Source organism: Microbacterium terrisoli, from assembly GCF_030866805.1.
Taxonomy (GTDB): domain Bacteria; phylum Actinomycetota; class Actinomycetes; order Actinomycetales; family Microbacteriaceae; genus Microbacterium; species Microbacterium terrisoli.
This window is the reverse complement of record NZ_CP133019.1, coordinates 2,108,554-2,123,545: the sequence shown is the minus strand read 5'-3', so window position 1 is coordinate 2,123,545 and position 14,992 is coordinate 2,108,554. Positions and strand designations below refer to the sequence as shown.

14 protein-coding genes are annotated in these 14,992 nt (G+C 69.4%); 7 read left to right on the top strand and 7 right to left on the bottom strand.

Translation table 11 applies throughout. The features are described from left to right. The first annotated feature begins 18 nt into the window (after window positions 1–18). The 7 genes from whiA to QU603_RS09395 all read left to right on the top strand — a co-directional run bounded on the left by whiA (window position 19) and on the right by QU603_RS09395 (window position 5,632). Window positions 19–996 carry a DNA-binding protein WhiA gene (whiA, locus tag QU603_RS09425; protein WP_308491133.1) on the top strand — a complete coding sequence of 326 codons (978 nt, stop codon included), beginning with the start codon at window positions 19–21 and terminating at the stop codon, window positions 994–996. 130 nt (window positions 997–1,126) lie between these two features. Next, window positions 1,127–1,753, top strand: coding sequence for a superoxide dismutase (locus QU603_RS09420; RefSeq protein WP_308491132.1), 627 nt, complete (start codon window positions 1,127–1,129; stop codon window positions 1,751–1,753). 96 nt (window positions 1,754–1,849) lie between these two features. Next, a complete protein-coding gene (gene gap, locus QU603_RS09415) occupies window positions 1,850–2,860 on the top strand; it encodes a type I glyceraldehyde-3-phosphate dehydrogenase (protein WP_308491131.1) in 1,011 nt (336 codons plus the stop codon). An 18-nt stretch (window positions 2,861–2,878) separates the two neighbouring features. Continuing rightward, window positions 2,879–4,111: a phosphoglycerate kinase gene (locus QU603_RS09410; RefSeq protein WP_308491130.1), complete on the top strand. Its 1,233-nt coding sequence runs from the start codon at window positions 2,879–2,881 to the stop codon at window positions 4,109–4,111. Further along, entirely contained in the window at window positions 4,108–4,902 is a 795-nt protein-coding gene (gene tpiA, locus QU603_RS09405; RefSeq protein ID WP_308493991.1) for a triose-phosphate isomerase, read from the top strand. The genes QU603_RS09410 and tpiA overlap by 4 nt, the downstream gene beginning before the upstream one ends. 126 nt (window positions 4,903–5,028) lie before the next feature. Beyond that, complete coding sequence (gene secG, locus QU603_RS09400) at window positions 5,029–5,277, top strand: preprotein translocase subunit SecG (protein ID WP_308493990.1); 249 nt, start codon at window positions 5,029–5,031, stop codon at window positions 5,275–5,277. Between the two features lies 1 nt (window position 5,278). After that, complete coding sequence (locus QU603_RS09395) at window positions 5,279–5,632, top strand: RNA polymerase-binding protein RbpA (protein ID WP_308491129.1); 354 nt, start codon at window positions 5,279–5,281, stop codon at window positions 5,630–5,632. A 36-nt stretch (window positions 5,633–5,668) separates the two neighbouring features. On the opposite strand, the gene pgl is transcribed toward QU603_RS09395, so the two are convergent. The 7 genes from pgl to QU603_RS09360 all read right to left on the bottom strand — a co-directional run bounded on the left by pgl (window position 5,669) and on the right by QU603_RS09360 (window position 14,935). After that, complete coding sequence (gene pgl, locus QU603_RS09390; RefSeq protein ID WP_308491128.1) at window positions 5,669–6,472, bottom strand: 6-phosphogluconolactonase; 804 nt, start codon at window positions 6,470–6,472, stop codon at window positions 5,669–5,671. Then, entirely contained in the window at window positions 6,465–7,421 is a 957-nt protein-coding gene (locus QU603_RS09385) for a glucose-6-phosphate dehydrogenase assembly protein OpcA (RefSeq protein WP_308491127.1), read from the bottom strand. The genes pgl and QU603_RS09385 overlap by 8 nt, the downstream gene beginning before the upstream one ends. Then, window positions 7,418–8,968 (bottom strand): glucose-6-phosphate dehydrogenase, encoded by a 1,551-nt coding sequence (gene zwf / locus QU603_RS09380; RefSeq protein ID WP_308491126.1) that lies wholly within the window; start codon window positions 8,966–8,968, stop codon window positions 7,418–7,420. Before zwf ends, QU603_RS09385 begins: the two co-directional genes overlap by 4 nt. A 7-nt stretch (window positions 8,969–8,975) precedes the next feature. Further along, window positions 8,976–10,592: a glucose-6-phosphate isomerase gene (locus tag QU603_RS09375; protein WP_308491125.1), complete on the bottom strand. Its 1,617-nt coding sequence runs from the start codon at window positions 10,590–10,592 to the stop codon at window positions 8,976–8,978. Then, complete coding sequence (gene tal / locus QU603_RS09370; RefSeq protein WP_308491124.1) at window positions 10,589–11,707, bottom strand: transaldolase; 1,119 nt, start codon at window positions 11,705–11,707, stop codon at window positions 10,589–10,591. The genes QU603_RS09375 and tal overlap by 4 nt, the downstream gene beginning before the upstream one ends. Further along, window positions 11,704–13,830: a transketolase gene (gene tkt / locus QU603_RS09365; RefSeq protein WP_308491123.1), complete on the bottom strand. Its 2,127-nt coding sequence runs from the start codon at window positions 13,828–13,830 to the stop codon at window positions 11,704–11,706. Before tkt ends, tal begins: the two co-directional genes overlap by 4 nt. 178 nt (window positions 13,831–14,008) lie before the next feature. Next, window positions 14,009–14,935 carry a COX15/CtaA family protein gene (locus QU603_RS09360; protein ID WP_308491122.1) on the bottom strand — a complete coding sequence of 309 codons (927 nt, stop codon included), beginning with the start codon at window positions 14,933–14,935 and terminating at the stop codon, window positions 14,009–14,011. Between the last annotated feature and the right edge of the window lie 57 nt (window positions 14,936–14,992).

Here is a 14,992-nt window from a genome sequence, read left to right as displayed (position 1 = left end):
CCCGCCACGAGGAGTACTGTGCCGCTGACTGCCGATGTGAAAGCCGAGCTGATCGCCGTTCGCGACCCGCGCCCCACAGCGCGCGTCGCCGAGCTGACGGCCCTGCTGCGCTTCTCCGGTGGGCTGCATTCGATCGCCGGTCGGGTGGCGGTCGAGGCGGAGCTCGACTCGGATGCGCTGGCCCGCCGCACCGCGCGGGAGCTCATGGAGCTGTACGGCGTGCGCCCCGAACTCGTGCACGTGCAGGGGTCGATGGCCGCGGGCGGACCGCGGTACGCCGTGCGTGTGATCGAGGCCGGCGAGACGCTCGCGCGTCAGACCGGACTGCTGGATCCTCGACGTCGCGTGGTGCGGGGACTGCCGAACCGGCTCACGACCGGATCGCGCCCCGACCTGGCGGCCGTGTGGCGCGGCGCGTTCCTCGCCGCCGGTACCCTGACCGACCCCGGTCGCTCGGCGGCTCTCGAGGTGTCGTGCCCGTCGTCAGAGGCGGGCATGGCGCTGGTGGGTGCTGCGCATCGCCTGGGTGTGGCGGCGAAGGCCCGCGAAGTGCGCGGCATCCCGCGCGTGGTGGTCCGCGACGCCGAGGCGATCCGTGCGGCCCTGGCCGCCATGGGAGCCGTGCGCGCCGCGGCTGCCTGGGACCAGGTCCGGCAGCGACGCGAGGTGCGCGCCGGTGTGAACCGCCTGGTCAACTTCGACGACGCGAATCTGCGTCGCTCCGCGCAGGCGGCGGTCGCCGCATGCGCCCGGGTCGAGCGTGCCCTGGAGATCCTGGGCGAAGACGTGCCCGTGCATCTGGAAGAGGCGGGACGGCTGCGCCTGGCCCACCGTGATGCGAGTCTGGACGAGCTCGGTCATCACGCCGACCCGCCGTTGACGAAGGATGCCGTGGCCGGCCGTATTCGGCGACTTCTGGCGATGGCCGACAAGAAGGCCGAGGCCGACGGCATCCCTGGCACCGAGTCGGCCGTTCCGGCCGGCGCCGCCGACTGACGGCGACCGCGAGGGAAGGAACCCACCACCTGCGGCGTTGGGCGTCAGTAGGATGAAAAGGTCACCCTCGCTGCGCCTCGGAGCGTACTTGTCTCCGACCCCTGCGCGGCGCCGACAGGAAGAAGAGAACATGGCGAAGTACACGTTGCCGGACCTGCCCTATGACTACGCAGCACTCGAGCCGCACATCAGCGGCAAGATCATGCAGCTTCATCACGACAAGCACCATGCGGCATATGTCGCCGGTGCGAACACCGCGCTGGACAAGCTCGCCGAGGCTCGTGAGTCCGGCGATCTGGCCAACGTCAACAAGCTCGAGAAGGACCTTGCGTTCAACCTCGGCGGTCACGTGAACCACTCGATCTTCTGGACCAACCTGTCGCCGAACGGCGGTGGCGAGCCCGAGGGCGAGCTGCGCGCAGCGATCGACGAGTTCTTCGGCGGATTCGACAAGTTCCAGGCTCATTTCACGGCTGCCGCGTCGGGCATCCAGGGGTCGGGCTGGGCCGTGCTCAGCTGGGACCCGATCGGCGAGCAGCTGATCGTGCAGCAGCTGTTCGACCAGCACGCCAACACCGCGCAGGGCACGGTTCCGCTGTTCCAGCTGGACATGTGGGAGCACGCGTTCTACCTCGACTACCTCAACGTGAAGGCCGACTACATCAAGGCCGTGTGGAACATCGCGAACTGGGAGAACGTCGCCCAGCGCTTTGTCACAGCGCGCGAGAAGACCGCGGGGCTGCTGGTACTGTCATAGCGAGTACGGGCGTCCCGACGGGACTCCTGTCGGGACGCCGTTGTCCCTCCGAGAAGAAACCGCGCGTTACGCGCATAACACCTGGGAGAAAATTCCGTGACTGTGAAGATCGGAATCAACGGCTTCGGCCGCATCGGACGCAACTATCTGCGCGCGGCACTCGCGCAGGGTGCCGACCTCGAGCTGGTCGCGGTCAACGACCTGACCGACAACCGGACGCTGGCCGACCTGTTGACCTACGACTCGGTCGGGGGCCGCCTGTCCGAGAAGGTCTCGTACGACGACAACGGCATCACCGTCGGCGGCAAGAGCATCCGCGTCTTCGAAGAGCGCGACCCGGGCGCACTGCCCTGGGGCGAGCTCGGGGTCGACGTGGTGGTCGAGTCGACCGGGCGCTTCACGAAGGCGGAGGATGCCGCGAAGCACCTCGCCGGTGGAGCCAAGAAGGTCATCATCTCCGCGCCCGCCACCGGTGCCGACGGCACGTTCGTCATGGGCGTGAACGAGGACACGTACGACCCGGCCTCGATGAACATCATCTCCAACGCGTCCTGCACGACCAACTGCCTGGCGCCCCTCGCGAAGGTGTTCGAAGACGCCTTCGGCATCGAGCGCGGCTTCATGATGACCGCGCACGCGTACACGGCCGACCAGAACCTGCAGGACGGCCCGCACAAGGACCTGCGCCGGGCGCGCGCCGCCGCCATCAACATCGTTCCGGCCTCCACCGGTGCAGCCAAGGCCATCGGCCTGGTGCTGCCCGAGCTCAACGGCAAGCTGAGCGGTGCCTCCTACCGCGTCCCGGTGCCCACCGGGTCGATCGTCGACCTGACGGTCATCACCCAGCACACCGGCCTGACCGTCGACGAGGTCAACGCGGCCTACCGTGCGGCGGCCACCGAAGGACGACTGGTCGGCTACCTCGCCTACACTGAGGACCCGATCGTCTCCAGCGACATCCAGCTCGACCCGCACTCGTCGATCTTCGACTCGGATCTGACCAACGTCAGCGGCAACCTGGCGAAGGTCTCGGGCTGGTACGACAACGAGTGGGGCTACTCCAACCGCCTCGTCGACCTGACCGAGTACGTCGCCGAGCGCCTCTGAGAATCCCAGAGACCGCATATGGCCCTGCGCACCCTCGACACCCTTCCGTCGCGCCTGGGGCGATCGCTGGCCGGTACGCGGATCGTCGTCCGCTGTGACCTGAACGTCCCCTTGCGGGACGGGGTCATCACGGACGACGGCCGCGTCCGCGCGTCGCTGCCCACGCTGAACGCCCTGATCAACCAGGGCGCACGCGTCGTCGTCTGCTCCCATCTGGGGCGGCCCGCCGGCGCACCCGATCCGCAATACAGCCTCGAGCCGGTCGCGCAGCGGCTGTCCGAGCTCCTCGGCCAGCCGGTCGCCTTCGCCCGCGACACCGTCGGCGAATCCGCCCGTGACGCCGTCGCGGCTCTGGCAGACGGAGACGTCGCCGTCATCGAGAACCTGCGCTTCGAAGCGGGCGAGACCTCGAAGGACGACGCGGTGCGTCAGCAGTTCGCGCGCAGCCTCGCCGGGCTCGGCGATGCGCTGGTCTCGGACGGCTTCGGCGTCGTCCACCGCAAGCAGGCCAGCGTCTACGATCTCGCCGAGCTGGTCCCGTCCGTGGCGGGTCTGCTCATCGAGAAAGAGGTCGAGGTCCTCGACCGGCTCACCGAGAAGCCCGAGCGCCCGTATGCGGTGGTTCTGGGCGGCTCGAAGGTCAGCGACAAGCTCGGCGTCATCGAACACCTGCTGCCGCGCGTGGACACGCTGCTGGTCGGCGGGGGGATGATGTTCACGTTCCTCGCGGCGCAGGGGCACAAGGTCGGCAAGAGCCTGCTGGAGGCCGATCAGCTCGACACGGTGCGGGGCTACCTCGCGCAGGCCCGCGAGAAGGGGATCCGGATCGTGCTTCCGGTCGACGCCGTGATGGCGGCATCCTTCTCCGCCGACGCCGACCATGTCGTGGCCGCGGCCGACGCGCTCGAAGACACGCCGTTCGGCGCCGACGGGATGGGACTGGACATCGGGCCGCGCACGGCCGAGCAGTTCGCCGAGGCGATCCGCGCGTCCACGACGGTGTTCTGGAACGGGCCGATGGGCGTGTTCGAGATGCCGGCGTTCGCCGCCGGCACGAAGACAGTCGCACAGGCGCTGACCGAGGTCAGCGGACTCAGCGTCGTCGGCGGCGGCGACTCCGCCGCGGCCGTGCGTCAGCTCGGGTTCGCCGACGAGGCGTTCGGCCACATCTCGACCGGTGGCGGGGCGAGCTTGGAGTTCTTGGAGGGCAAGAAGCTGCCCGGACTGGAGGTGCTGGGGTGGGAGCAGTGAACGAGAACGGCGGCCGCACGCCGCTGATCGCGGGCAACTGGAAGATGAACCTCGACCACCTGCAGGCGGTCGCGTTCGTGCAGAAGCTGCACTGGACGCTGAAGGACGCGAAGCACGAGGCGGACTCGGTCGAGGTGGGACTGTTCCCCCCGTTCACTGATCTGCGCACCGTGCAGACGCTGCTGGACGCCGACAAGATCCCGTTCGAGCTGGGTGCGCAGGACCTGTCCGCCCACGACTCAGGCGCGTACACCGGTGAGGTCTCCGGAGCGTTCCTGGCGAAGCTGGCCTGCCGCTACGTGATCATCGGGCACTCGGAGCGGCGCGCTTACCACGACGAGACCGACGAGGTCGTCGCCGCGAAGGTGGCCGCCGCGCACAAGCACGGCCTGGTGCCGGTGATCTGCGTCGGTGAGACCGCCGAAGACCTCGAAGCGCACGGGTCCAGCGCGGTCCCGGTCGCCCAGTTGACCGCGGCGCTGGCAGGTGTCGCCGCCGGTGCAGAGGTCGTCGTGGCGTACGAGCCGGTCTGGGCGATCGGCTCGGGTCAGGCGGCGACCCCCGATCAGGCGCAGGATGTCGCCGCCAAGCTGCGTGCCGTCGTGCGCGAGGCGATCGGTGACGAGGCTGCCGCGCGCACCCGCGTGCTCTACGGCGGCTCGGTGAAGTCGTCGAACATCGCCGGCTTCATGCGCGAGCCCGACGTGGACGGCGCGCTCGTGGGCGGTGCGAGCCTCGTGCCCGAAGAGTTCGCCGCCATCATCCGCTATCAGAACCACGTCGGAGTGTGAGAGCGGGCTGCGCCCCCGGTTCGTGTCGAACCGAGGGTGCGGCACCGGTCCCTTATACTTGACCAGGTCGGCCTCGGCCGAATGACCGGCGCCGACCCGATCCGGCGCCGACCCGAAAGGCACAGCGTGGAAATCCTCGAATTCGTCCTGCAGGTGGTGCTCGGCATCACGAGCCTGCTGCTGACCCTGCTGATCCTTCTGCACAAGGGCCGGGGCGGTGGGCTGTCCGACATGTTCGGCGGCGGCATGACCTCGTCGCTGGGGTCGTCCGGTCTCGCTGAGCGCAACCTCAACCGCTTCACCGTGGTCCTGGCGCTGGCCTGGTTCGTCGCGATCGTGGCCCTGGGCCTGATCGCCAAGCTGCAAGGGATCTGACATGGCCGTCGGAGGCAACGCAATCCGCGGCACCCGTGTGGGTGCCGGCCCCATGGGCGAGCAGGACCACGGCTTCCACGCGGATCGCATCGCGATCTCGTACTGGGACGCGCTGGGCAACGAGACGGTCCGCTACTTCGCCGCCGGCATCGCCGAAGAAGAGATCCCCGACACGATCGACTCGCCGCACTCGGGGCTGCCCGCCGGTCGAGACCAGCAGAACCCGCCGGCGATGGCGAAGGCCGAGCCGTACAAGACACACCTCGCGTACGTCAAAGAGCGCCGCACCGACGAAGAGGCCGAAGCACTGCTCGACGATGCCCTCAAGCAGCTGCGCGAGCGTCGCGGTCAGTGAGCTGACGCGCTTGGGCGCACCCCTGATGCTCGGCGTCTAGTACGTTCCGTCGATCAGCTCCGGCGGAACGTTTCCGGCCGCTGCCTCGTCGACGAAGAAGATGGTGCGTCGGCGTCCTTTGGCACCGGCCGCGGGGACGCTGTGATAGCTGGCGCCGGCCAGCGCAAGTCCCAGAGCCGAGGCCTTGTCGGGCCCGGCCAGCACGAGCCACACCCGGTTGGAGGAGTTGATGACCGGTCGGGTCAGGGTGATGCGCTCCGGCGGCGGTTTGGGGGAATCGCGCACTCCGACCGCAGCGCGATCCGTGATGCGGATCTCGTCGCGGTCCGGGAACAGCGACGCGATGTGCGCATCGGGCCCGACACCGAGGAAGCAGATGTCGAACGACGGCCACGCACCGGTGAGGACACCCGTGGCAGTCGTCTCGGACGGACCGTACACCGCCAGCTCGGTCGCATAGGCTGCGGCGGCTTCGTCGAGGGCGAGTCCCTGATCTGCGGCCGGCATCCGGTGGACATTGGCTGCCGGAACCGCGATCCGACCCAGCAGCGCGTCGGTCGCGCCGACGTCGTTGCGGTCGGGGGAGTGGGATGCCACGAACCGCTCGTCGCCCCACCAGAAGTGCACCTGGGACCAGTCGAACGTCGCATGCTCGGCATGGTCGCCGATCGCCCGCAGAACGGAGGTGCCGACGCCTCCGCCGGTCAGCGCCACGTGCACGGTCTTGCCGGCGCGCACGCGCTTGCCCAGGCGATCGTAGAATCGGTCGGCGACCGAGGTCGCCAGGGCTGCGGCGTCGGCACTGACGACGACCCGCTTCTCGGCTCCGCGTTCACTCATCGTCGCCCTGCCCCTCAGTCAGCTGCCGGCATCCGTCGGTGATGACGCGACCATACAGCAGATCGGGGTCGAGGCTGCGCAGCTCCTCGGCGAGGCATTCGCGCAGCGTGCGCCGCGGGAACGCCAGCTCGTGCGAGGGCTGGCCGGGCTGGGTCAGAACGGCCATGCCGGGAACGGGGCGCTCGAGCAGGATGTCTCCGTCGGCGCGCACGAGACGCACGGACTTGATGCCGCTCTTCCACTCGTCGGGGCCGAGGTAGGTCCAGGTCACCGGAACCTTCAGGCTCAGGCGAAGCCACGCCGCCAGCAGAGTGGTGGAGGGGGAGTCGGACGCGCCGCGCACCTCGACGGCGGTGACCGGCTCGTATGGCGGCTGGTCGAGCACTGCCGCGAGCTGCTCGCGCCATCGGGTCACGCGCGTCCAGGCGAGGTCGGTGTCGCCGGGCACGTAATGCTCGCCGAGGCGGGAGACCCATGCGGAGGGATCGGGCTGGGCTGCGGCATCCGTGATCCGGCGCTGCGCGATGCGGCCGATCGAGGAGCGCGAGGGCTCTTTCGGTGTCTCGCGAGGCCACCATGCGACCACCGGGGCATCCGGCAGCAGCAACCCGGTCACCAGGCTCTCGGAGTTGTTGCCGGCAGCGCCGTAGGCCCGCAGCAGGACCACTTCGCTCGCGCCGGCGTCACCGCCGACGCGGATCTCGGCGTCCAGTCGGGGCTCGGCGTCGGCATCCGGCCCATGCGGGTCGCTCATCAGCACGATCACGCGCATCGGGTGCTCCCGCGACGCGTCGTTGGCGGCTTCGATCACTTCTTCCTGCGCGCCATGGCGCACCAGGATGATCAGCGTCAGCACGCGGCCCAGAGCCACCGCGCCGCCCTCCTGGCGCACGTTGACGAGCGCCTTGGCGATCTTGCTGACGTTCGTGTCGGGCAGGTCGATGATCATGGGCGCCTCCACGTGCGACCGTCACGGGCAAGGAGTTCGTCCGCGCTTCGCGGCCCCCAGCCTCCGGGCGTGTACTGCTCCAGCGGGCCGCCGGCGGAGGCCCAGTACTGTTCGATCGGGTCGAGGATCTTCCAGCTGAGCTCGACCTCTTCGTGTCGGGGGAACAGCGGTGGGTCGCCCAGCAGCACGTCCAGGATCAGCCGCTCGTATGCCTCGGGGCTCGCCTCGGTGAACGCGTGTCCGTAGCCGAAGTCCATGGTCACGTCGCGCACCTGCGTGCCGGCGCCGGGCACCTTCGAGCCGAAGCGGATCGTGACGCCCTCGTCGGGCTGCACACGGATCACGAGCGCGTTCTGCCCGAGCCCCGAGGTCTGGGACCGCGTGAACAGGTGCTCGGGCGCCTTCTTGAACACCACCGCGATCTCGGTGACCCGGCGGCCCAGGCGCTTTCCGGTGCGCAGATAGAACGGCACCCCGGCCCATCGGCGGGTGTTGATGCCGAGTTTGACGGCCGCGTAGGTCTCGGTGGTCGAGTGCGGATCCATGCCCTCCTCGTCCAGGAAGCTGTGCACCTTCTCGCCGCCCTGCCAGCCGCCGCCGTACTGGCCGCGGGCCGTGGCCTGCGAGAGGTCGTCGGGCAGCGTGACGGCGGCGAGCACCTTCTCCTTCTCGGTGCGCAGGTCGCGCGCGTTGAACGAGATCGGCTCTTCCATCGCCGTCAGGGCCAGCAGCTGCAGCAGGTGGTTCTGGATGACGTCGCGCGCGGCGCCGATCCCGTCGTAGTAGCCGGCCCGCCCGCCCACGCCGATGTCCTCGGCCATGGTGATCTGCACGTGGTCGACGTAGTTGCGGTTCCAGATCGGCTCGTACAGCTCATTGGCGAAGCGCAGCGCCAGGATGTTCTGCACGGTCTCTTTGCCGAGATAGTGGTCGATGCGGAAGATCGCGTCGGCCGGGAAGGCGCTGCGCAGTGCGTGGTTCAGCTCGCGTGCCGAGGCGAGGTCGTTGCCGAACGGCTTCTCGATCACGACACGCCGCCAGCGGTCGGGCTGGTCGGCGGTGTCGTCGACCAGACCCGAACTCTTCAGCTGCTGTGCGACCATGGCGAACGCCCGGGGCGGGATGGACAGATAGTATGCGTGGTTGCCCATCGTCCCGCGTTCGACGTCGAGCCTTTCGACGGTCTCGCGCAGACGCCGGAACGCCGCGGGATCGTCGAACTCGCCCGAGACGAACCGGATGCCCTGCAGCAGCTGCTGCCAGGTCTCTTCGCGGAACTCGGTGCGCGAGTGCATCCGCACCGCGTCGTACACGACGGCCGCGAAATCCTGGTCGGCCCAGTCGCGACGGGCGAAGCCGACCAGGGCGAACCCGGGGGGCAACAGGCCGCGATTGGCCAGGTCGTACACGGCCGGCATCAGCTTCTTGCGTGACAGGTCTCCCGTCACACCGAAGATGACCAGGGCGCTCGGCCCCGCGATGCGGTTCAGTCGTCGGTCGTCGGGATCGCGCAACGGATTGGCGTCCCGGGTGATCAGCACACTCATGCGGCTCCTATTGGGCGGCTTCGAAGAGCGCGAGCACTTCGGTCGTCGAATCGGTCAGGGTCAGGCTCACGACGGGACGCCCGTGGTCGGCGAGCACCTGCGCATCTCCCGCGGCCTGGGCGGCGAGCAGCCGTCCGAACGTGAACGGCAGGCCTGGGATCTGCACGTCATCGCCGGCGCGTTCGACGATCTGCAGGAACACCCCGGTGGCAGGACCCCCCTTGTGATACTGCCCGGTCGAGTGCAAGAAGCGCGGCCCCCAGCCGAAGGTGGTCGGACGTCCGGCATCGGCGGCGACGAGCTCGCGCAGTCCCGCGAGCTCGGGCGTGTGCACGCGATCGACGTAGGCCTGGATCGCGACGTAGCCGTCGTTGCCGAGACGCTCCCAGAGGGCGTCGAGCGTGCCCTCCAGAGTGCCCGAGGCGGCCAGCGCGGGGTCCGACACGCGCACCTCCACACCGCCGACGGTGAACGCGGCCGGTGTGGCGACGGGCGTGCGGGCCAGCAGGTCGCGCGTGGCGGCCTTGGCCGACTCGACGTCGGGCTGATCGAACGGGTCGATGCCCAGCATCCGTCCGGCGATGGCCGTCGCGTACTCCCAGACCACGAACTGCGCCCCCAGCGATCCGCTGACCAGGATCTCACCCTCGTGCCGGTCGAAGAAGTGGAACTCGTGAGCCTCGTCGACCAGTCGCACGACCTGAAGGTCGGCCGGCTGAGTCTCGAGTTCGGGGGAGACCGGCAGCAGGACGACGGGCAGGATGCCGGTGCCGGCCTTTCCGGTCGACTCGGCGATCAGCTGCTCGATCCAGTCCGGAAGGCCTTGGATGTGCGTGCCGTCCGATACCAGGCCCAGCTTGTCGCGGCGCGGGGTGCCGCCGGCGATCGCCGCGGCCAGCACCAGCGCCGGGTTCTCGGGGCTGTCGATGGCCACTTCCAGCAGCGTGGCATCGGCCTCATCGAGCAGTTCGCCCAGATCCGCGCCGGCCAGGCCCGCAGGCACCAGACCGAACGCCGTCAGCGCCGAGTAGCGCCCGCCGACGGTCGGGTCGGCATGGAACACGCGGTACCCCGCCGCCTGCGCGGACTGGTCCAGCGCCGAGCCCGGGTCGGTCACCACAATGATCCGCTCGGCTGGGTCGACGCCCATCTCGCGGAAGGCCGACTCGAACAGCCGTCGCGCGGCATCCGTCTCGACAGTCGAGCCGGACTTGCTCGAGACCACGAGCACCGTATCGGTCAGGCTCCCCTCCCCGTCGCCCTCGAGCGCGGCCAGCACCTGGCCGGGCGCCGTGGAATCCAGCACCGTCAAGGGGACGCCGGTGGTGGCGGCGATCACCTCGGGGGCGAGGGAGGAGCCTCCCATCCCGGCCAGCACGACGCGCGAGAGCCCGCGCGCTCGCAGGTCATCGCGCAGAGCCGTGATCTCTGCGACCAGTGGTCGCGAGACCGAGACCGCCTGCACCCAGCCGAGGCGACGGGATGCCTCATCCTGCGCGTGCGGACCCCACAGTGTGGGGTCCTGCGCGGTGATGCCGGAGGCGAGCAGGCCCTGGACGAGCCGGGGCAGCTCGTCGTCGACGATGGCCTTGACATGACCGCTGACGCGGATGTCGAAACTCACCGGGTCGCGCCCTGCGCTTTGGACAGAGCGGCGGCCACCGTGTCACGCATGTCGTGCCACGATGCGATGAACTTCTCGACTCCTTCGTCTTCGAGAAGCTGGGTGACGTCGTCGAAGTCCACGCCCACCATCGCCAGCGCATCGATGACGGCGTGCGCGTCGGCGTAGTTGCCGGTGATGTTGTCACCGGTGAACACTCCGTGGTCGTACACGGCGTCCAGTGTCTTCTCGGGCATCGTGTTCACGACGCCCGGGGCGGTGAGTTCGACGACGTACAGCGTGTCGGGCAGAGACGGGTCCTTCACACCGGTCGACGCCCACAGCGGGCGCTGCGTGTTGGCGCCGGCGGCAAGCAGCGCCTTCGCGCGGTCGCCCGCGAACGTCTGCTCGTACAGCTCGTACGCGAGCCGGGCGTTGGCGATGCCCGACTTCGAGCGCAGCGCGGCTGCGGCATCCGTCCCGATGGCGTCGAGCCGCTTGTCGACCTCGGTGTCCACGCGGGAGACGAAGAACGACGCGACCGAGAAGATCTGCGTCAGGTCCTTGCCGGCCTCGCGGGCGCGTTCGAGACCGCTGAGATACGCCTCGATGACCTGGGCGTAGCGCTCCAGCGAGAAGATCAGCGTCACGTTCACCGAGATGCCCGCGGCGATCGTGTCGGCGATCGCGCTGATGCCCGCCTGGGTGGCGGGGATCTTGATGTACGCGTTTGGCTGGTCTACCGCTGCGGACAGCTGCGCCGCCTGGGCGATGGTGGCGGCGGTGTCGTGGGCGAGGTCGGGGGAGACCTCGATCGACACGCGGCCGTCGACACCGCTGGTCGCGTCGTACACGGGGCGCATGATGTCGCACGCGTTGCGCACGTCGGTCGTCGTGATCTCGAAGATCGCGTCGTCGGCCGAGGCGCCGCGCGCGGCGAGTTCGGCGATCTGGCCCTCGTAGCCTTCGCCGTGGCTGATCGCGTTGGCGAAGATCGTGGGGTTGGTGGTGATGCCGACGACGTTGCGCGTCGCGATCAGATCGGCCAGATTGCCGGTCGTGATCCGTCGACGTGCGAGGTCGTCCAGCCAGATGCTGACGCCCTGGTCGGAAAGCTGCTGGGTCGGGCTGGTCATGCGATCTCCTCAGTGTGTGTCGAGGTCGCCGCGTTCGCGGCGAGGGTCTGACGGGCCGCCTCGATGACGGCCTCGGCGGTGATGCCGAATTTCTGGAACAGGGTCTTGTAGTCGGCCGAGGCACCGTAGTGCTCGATCGACACCGAGCGACCGCGGTCGCCGACGATGCCGCGCCACGGCATCGAGATGCCGGCCTCGACCGAGACGCGGGCGGTGACGGCTGCCGGCAGCACGCTCTCGCGGTATGCCTCGTCCTGCTCGGCGAACCACTCCAGGCAGGGTGCCGACACGACGCGCGCCTTCACGCCCTCGGCGGCCAGCGCCTCGCGGGCTGCCACCGCCAGCTGCACCTCGGAACCCGTGCCGATGAGGATCACGTCGGGCGTGCCGCCCGGCGCCTCGGCCAGCACGTATGCGCCGCGCGCGGTGTGCGCAGCCGAGGCGAAGGTGTCGCCGTCGGCCTCTCCGGTGCCGCGTGCGAAGGTCGGCACGTTCTGGCGCGTCAGCGCGAGACCTGCGGGCCCTTCGTGCCGGCGCAGGATCTCGAGCCACGCCTGCGCGGTCTCGTTCGCGTCGGCGGGGCGGACGACCGACAGCTGCGGGATGGCGCGCAGCGCCGCGAGCTGCTCGATCGGCTGGTGGGTCGGACCGTCTTCGCCGAGGGCGATCGAGTCGTGCGTCCAGACGTAGGTCGACGGGATGTTCATCAGGGCGGCCAGACGCACGGCCGGGCGCATGTAGTCCGAGAAGATCAGGAACGTGCCGCCGAACGCGCGTGTCGGACCGTGCAGCGTGATGCCGTTGACGATCGCGCCCATCGCGTGCTCGCGGATGCCGAAGTGCAGCACGCGGCCGAACGGGCTGGGCTTCCACTCGTGGGTCGTCCACTGGTCGGGGTTGAAGGATGCCGCGGCCTTGATGGTCGTGAGGTTGGACTCGGCCAGGTCGGCCGACCCGCCCCACAGCTCCGGCAGCTGTGCGGCCAGCGCGTTGATGACCGCACCCGATGCGGCGCGTGTGGACAGGTCCTTGCCGGCCTCGAACGCCGGAAGGGCGTCGTCGATGTCGTCGGGCAGCGCCTGCGCCTCGAGTCGGTCCAGCAGCGCTTTGCGCTGCGGGTTCGCCGCCGCCCAGGCGTCGAACGACTCCTGCCAGGCACGGTGCGCGGCCGCACCGCGGGCACCCAGCTCGCGGGTGTGCTCGAGCACGCCGTCGGGCAGGGCGAAGGACTGGTCGGGGTCGAAGTCCAGCACCTTCTTGGTGGCGGCGACCTCGTCGGCGCCCAGCGCCGAGCCGTGGATCTTGCCGCTGTTCTGCTTGCCGGGGGAGGGCCAGCCGATGATCGTCTTGAGGATGATGATCGAGGGCTTGTCGGTCTCGCCCTTGGCCGCCTCGATCGCGTCGTTCAGCTCCTGCACGTCCTCGACGTACTGTCCGGTCTTCTTCCAGTCGACCGTCTGCACGTGCCAGCCGTACGCTTCGTAGCGCTTGGCGACATCCTCGGTGAACGCCACGTTCGTGTCGTCCTCGATGGAGATCTGGTTCGCGTCGTAGATGACCACCAGATTGCCCAGCTGCTGGTGACCGGCCAGCGAGGACGCCTCGCTGGTGATGCCCTCCTGCAGGTCGCCGTCCGAGGCGATGACGTAGATGAAGTGGTCGAACGGCGACGTGCCGGCCGCGGCATCCGGATCGAACAGCCCGCGCTCGTAGCGCGAGGCGTATGCGAAGCCGACCGCCGACGCCAGGCCCTGACCGAGCGGTCCGGTCGTGATCTCGACGCCCTTCGTGTGCCGGTACTCCGGGTGGCCCGGGGTCAGCGAGCCCCAGGTGCGCAATGACTCGAGATCGTTCAGCTCCAGTCCGAAGCCGCCCAGGAACAGCTGGATGTACTGCGTCAGCGACGAGTGGCCGCACGACAGGATGAATCGGTCGCGGCCGAGCCAGTGAGTGTCGGCCGGGTCGTGGCGCATGATGCGCTGATAGAGCAGATATGCCGCAGGCGCGAGGCTCATCGCGGTGCCGGGATGTCCGTTGCCGACCTTCTGCACGGCGTCTGCCGCCAGTACGCGCACGGTATCCACCGCACGCCGATCGATCTCTTCCCAACGCAGTTCGGACACGAGGCCGCCTTTCACAGGTTGGGCGCCCGGCACCCGAGAGTGCAGCGTCGCCACGGCAGGGTCCGGCGCAGGGCGCACGTGTGGTTCCAGCATAGCGATCCGCCGGTGGCGGAGAACGTGTGTGACCGAGTGCGGCCCGGTCGCCGCGCCCCTCGCGGCTCGGCCGCCGCCGGTGGGGTCAGGCGTGTCGCTTCAGGCGCAGCACCACGACGGTCATCGCGGCCACCGACAGTCCCGCGATGATCATGTGGATGCCGACGGCCAGGGCGGGAAGCCCCTCGTCGGCCTGATAGATCCCCAGCGGGATCTGCACCAGCAGCAGCACCAGCAGACTGAGCAGCCACGGCCTGGTGGGCAGCCTCTGCACAGAGGCGACGGCCATGAGCACGACCACGAGCACGAGCAGCGTGTAGCCGGGGATCGAGTGCACGTGGGCCATGATCTCGGGGTTGAGCAGGTGCCGTACGACGCGCTGGTCGCCAGAATGCGGGCCGGATGCCGTGGTCAGCACGCCGATCAGAAGGGTCAGCACGAGCGCGACCGAGGTGATGTGGGTGAGGATCGCGTACCAGCGCGGCACGGCGGCGACACGCGGTCCGCGCTCGTCATAGGCGCGCACCACGAACGCCGCGGTCAGTCCCACCAGGGCCAGCGTCGCGAGGAAGTGGAAGCCCACGATCCACGCGTTCAGTCCGGTGAGAACCGTGATGCCGCCCACGACCGCCTGCGCGAGGATGCCGCCGATCACGATCCACGCGATGGTGTACAGATCGCGCCGGTCGCGGCGGATCCGCAGGATCAGCAGCAGCACGGCGAGGGCGGCCAGCCCCACCACACCGGTCATGAGCCGGTTGCCGAACTCGATGTAGGAGTGCAGGCCCATGCCCGGCAGCGGCACGAGCGAGTCCGGCGTGCACAGCGGCCATTCGCAGCCCAGGCCCGACCCGGTCAGCCGCACCGCACCGCCGGTGCCGATGATGAGCACTTCGGTGATGAACGAGATCCAGGCCGCCACCCGTACCCGGCGATCCACGCTGTCGGGCAGCCACTCCCAGATCCGCCGGCGCAGTGTCGGGCGCGAGGGGGTGGTCGTTTGCGTGGACATCGGGATGCTGCCTCCAGGCCGGTCCGCAGCGCGTCGCGGGATGGGTCCGGCCCGCCG

Bases quoted from the DNA above. Each gene is read 5' to 3' on its own strand.
- QU603_RS09420 (WP_308491132.1), top strand. From the start codon at position 1,127: ATGGCGAAGTACACGTTGCCGGACCTGCCCTATGACTACGCAGCACTC.
- QU603_RS09410 (WP_308491130.1), top strand. From the start codon at position 2,879: ATGGCCCTGCGCACCCTCGACACCCTTCCGTCGCGCCTGGGGCGATCG.
- QU603_RS09395 (WP_308491129.1), top strand. From the start codon at position 5,279: ATGGCCGTCGGAGGCAACGCAATCCGCGGCACCCGTGTGGGTGCCGGC.
- pgl (WP_308491128.1), bottom strand. From the start codon at position 6,472: ATGAGTGAACGCGGAGCCGAGAAGCGGGTCGTCGTCAGTGCCGACGCC.
- QU603_RS09385 (WP_308491127.1), bottom strand. From the start codon at position 7,421: ATGATCATCGACCTGCCCGACACGAACGTCAGCAAGATCGCCAAGGCG.
- zwf (WP_308491126.1), bottom strand. From the start codon at position 8,968: ATGAGTGTGCTGATCACCCGGGACGCCAATCCGTTGCGCGATCCCGAC.
- tal (WP_308491124.1), bottom strand. From the start codon at position 11,707: ATGACCAGCCCGACCCAGCAGCTTTCCGACCAGGGCGTCAGCATCTGG.
- QU603_RS09360 (WP_308491122.1), bottom strand. From the start codon at position 14,935: ATGTCCACGCAAACGACCACCCCCTCGCGCCCGACACTGCGCCGGCGG.